Source organism: Mycobacterium sp. (genome assembly GCF_036488105.1).
Lineage (GTDB): Bacteria > Actinomycetota > Actinomycetes > Mycobacteriales > Mycobacteriaceae > Mycobacterium.
Genome location: NZ_DASXHW010000487.1, coordinates 1 through 3,077, shown reverse-complemented (window position 1 = coordinate 3,077; position 3,077 = coordinate 1). Strand labels below are relative to the sequence as shown.

Below are 3,077 nucleotides of genomic sequence, written 5' to 3'. Positions count from 1 at the left end.
TCAGCGCGGGACCCGCGGGATCGGCGGCGACCGTGCCGGGCATGGGTTCGTCGGCGAGGAGGTCGTCGAAGTCGCGCCCGACCACGCCGACGATCTTGACATCGGAGCACAGATCGGGCTGATAGGTCAGCCGGCCGAACTTCTCGGCCGTGACGAATACCCGCGGCTTGGCGGCGGCGAAGATTTGCGCTAATTCGTTGCGCCCATAGAAATGCACAATCGGCACCAGCGCCGCGCCCAGGAACGCCGAGGCCCAGAACGTCGCCGCCGCTTCCATCCAATTGGGCAGCTGAAAGGCCACCACGTCACCGGCGCCGACGCCGCGGGCCCGCAGCCCGGCCGCGAGCCGACGGGCCACCACCTCGACGTCGGCGAATGTGCCAGACCACGGCCGGACGTCCGAGTACACCCGGAACGTCGCACCGGGCGCGGCCTGCAGCCCGTGAGCCAGCACCTGCCCGAGAGTCTCGCGGGTCCACCAGCCCGCTTCCTCATATCTGGTGACCAGTTCGTCAGGAATATTGCGCATTGGCGTCGACGCTCCCCCGGCAAACGTTAGGGTCTTGAGTAAGGCAGTGGCGATGTTATTCTCCGCTAAGGAGAATGCCAATATCGCCACAAGGATGCGGGTGGCCGGAGGTGCGTATGACAACCGTCGGTAAAGCCGCGCTAGGCGTGGCGTTGGCAGGGCTTTCGGCGGCCGGCTACGGCACGGGCGCTGCCGCGCCGGTCCGGGCCGACGACCCGGTGATGCACGAGGTCAAGTATGTCGTCACGGCAGCCAGCCCGATCTATGCCGACATCTACTACTTGGATCAGGACCCGGGGAAGTTCTCCAACTACAGCCACGACCCGTACCAATACACCCCCAACGTGCAGGCCGACATCGCGCCTGGTCACCCGTGGGTCTCACCGCCGGTGATGCTGAGGGACCCGGCCAACTACGCGATGGTCGTCGTGAGCACCGGCACGGAGCCGGGTACGCCGATGTTCCACTGCGCACTCGTCGTCGACGGAGTGGTTGTGAAATCCAACGACGGCCCCAAGGGCACGCTCTGCTCGCTTCGTCTCTGGTGAGGAGACTAGATCTCGGGGTCGCCCTCCAGATGGCGCAGGTAACTCTCGACGATCTCGATCGTTTCGCGGTGGCCGGCGGACATGTCAAGCGCCTGCTCGATCACCAGGACTCGGGACACACTGGTCATCAGCACCGACCACACCAGCGGGGGGAACTTCGCCGGGTCGACGCCGTAGCGTTCCAGAATCGTCGACAGCGCTTTGCGTTGCTCATCGCGAAAACGCTCAGCGTAGTAGGCGATCTCGGCCTTCAGCGCCTTGCGGTGGTTGGCGAGAGCGATGAATTCCATGGTGATCGCGGTGGCCGCCGGATCGGTGCTGAACCGCCACAGGGCCCACAGCGGTTGCCGCGCCTGCAACACCTGCGCTTGTGCCTCGAGGCCCTCTTCGGCGCGGCGCCGGAACGCCGCCAGGAACAAATCGTCCATGGTGCGGAAGTAGTAATGGACCAACTGCGGCTTGAGGTCCGCCTTCTCCGCGACTCGACGCGACGTGACTGCGGCATAACCTTCTTCGAGCATCAGCTGCTCGGCGGCGTCGAGCAGGACGCTGTGATTCTTGGCGTCCGGTGCCCCGATCCTGCGCGCCGAAGTCATGCCGTGGTTCCACACTCTCGCCGAATACTTGCTGAACATGCCGATCGTAGCGTCGGCCACGCTCTCGCCTTGACCATGACATTAGCCCCATGCTAAGCAGGTGCTCAGCAAGAATTACACTTTCGCCGAAGTCAGTCCGGGGCGGCACCACATCTCGCTGCCCACACACCACGGTCGAAACCCAGCCTCGGGAGGCGCGCCCACATGAGCAACTTCGATTCGATCGACTTCTTCACCGACCAGTCGCTTGTTCCCGATCCGCACCCCTACTTCGATTACCTGCGTAGCCAGAACCCGGTGCTGCGGCTTCCGCACCACAACGTCGTTGCGGTCACCGGATGGGAAGAGGCCAACGCGGTCTACAAAGACCCGGACACGTTTTCCAATATCGTGGCGCTCGGCGGCCCGTTCCCGCCGTTGCCGTTCGACGTCGAGGGCGACGACCTCACTCCGCTGATCGATGCGCACCGCAGCCAGTTCCCGATGTTCGAGCACATGGTCACGATGGACCCGCCCGACCACACCCGGGCACGCTCGATCCTGAGCCGGCTGCTCACGCCGAGTCGATTGAAGGAAAACGAGGAGTTCATGTGGCGCCTCGCCGACCGCCAACTCGACGAGTTTCTCGGCAACGGCGAGTGCGAATTCATCTCCGAGTACTCCAAGCCGTTCGCCACGTTGGTGATCGCCGACCTGCTCGGTGTTCCGGAAGAGGATCACAAGGAGTTCCGTTCGGTGCTGGGCGCCGACCGTCCCGGCGCGCGGGTGGGTTCGCTCGACCTGGAGTCAGTGGGCATCAACCCGCTGGAGTGGCTCGATGACAAGTTCTGCTCCTACATCGAAGATCGGCGCAGTGCTCCCCGGGACGACGTGCTGACCTCGTTGGCGACGGCCAAGTATCCCGATGGGTCCACACCCGAGGTCATCGAGGTAAGTCGTTCGGCGACTTTCCTTTTCGCCGCCGGACAGGAAACCACCGCCAAGCTGCTCTCGGCGGCACTGCAGGCGCTCGGCGACCGGCCGGGCGTTCAGCAGCAGCTGCGTGCGGACCGCAGCCTCATTCCGGGCTTCATCGAAGAATCGCTGCGGATGGAGAGCCCGGTCAAGAGCGACTCCCGGCTGGCCCGCAAGGCGACCACCGTCGGCAGCGTCGACATTCCGGTCGGCACAGTCGTGATGGTGTTGCCCGGTGCGGCCAATCGTGACCCACGCCGATTCGAGAACCCGCACGAGTTCCAACTCGACCGCAAGAACGTCCGCGAACACATGGCGTTCGCCCGCGGCGTGCACTCCTGCCCCGGTGCGCCGCTGGCCCGAGTCGAGGGCCGGGTCTCGATCGAGCGCATCTTGGACCGGATGTCGGACATCGCGATCAGTGAAACGCAGCATGGACCGGCGGACGGG

General features: G+C 64.8%; 4 protein-coding genes. 2 read left to right on the top strand and 2 right to left on the bottom strand.

Features of this window, described 5'->3' with window-relative positions; translation table 11 throughout:
• Window positions 1-529, bottom strand: a 529-nt coding sequence (locus VGH54_RS25460; RefSeq protein WP_331514904.1) for an AMP-binding protein, incomplete at its 3' end; no start/stop codon positions are given.
• A 221-nt stretch (window positions 530-750) separates the two neighbouring features.
• Between VGH54_RS25460 and VGH54_RS25455 the strand changes: the two genes are divergently transcribed.
• Window positions 751-1,077, top strand: a complete 327-nt coding sequence (locus tag VGH54_RS25455; RefSeq protein WP_331514906.1) for a hypothetical protein — start codon at window positions 751-753, stop codon at window positions 1,075-1,077.
• Window positions 1,078-1,082: 5 nt separating this feature from the next.
• Here the strand turns inward: VGH54_RS25455 and VGH54_RS25450 are convergent, their stop codons facing one another.
• Window positions 1,083-1,673 carry a helix-turn-helix domain-containing protein gene (locus tag VGH54_RS25450; protein ID WP_331514905.1) on the bottom strand — a complete coding sequence of 197 codons (591 nt, stop codon included), beginning with the start codon at window positions 1,671-1,673 and terminating at the stop codon, window positions 1,083-1,085.
• A 204-nt stretch (window positions 1,674-1,877) separates the two neighbouring features.
• Between VGH54_RS25450 and VGH54_RS25445 the strand changes: the two genes are divergently transcribed.
• The coding region (locus tag VGH54_RS25445) for a cytochrome P450 (RefSeq protein WP_331514903.1) at window positions 1,878-3,077 on the top strand (1,200 nt) is incomplete at its 3' end.

Bases quoted from the DNA above. Each gene is read 5' to 3' on its own strand.
- VGH54_RS25455 (WP_331514906.1), top strand. From the start codon at position 751: ATGCACGAGGTCAAGTATGTCGTCACGGCAGCCAGCCCGATCTATGCC.
- VGH54_RS25450 (WP_331514905.1), bottom strand. From the start codon at position 1,673: ATGACTTCGGCGCGCAGGATCGGGGCACCGGACGCCAAGAATCACAGC.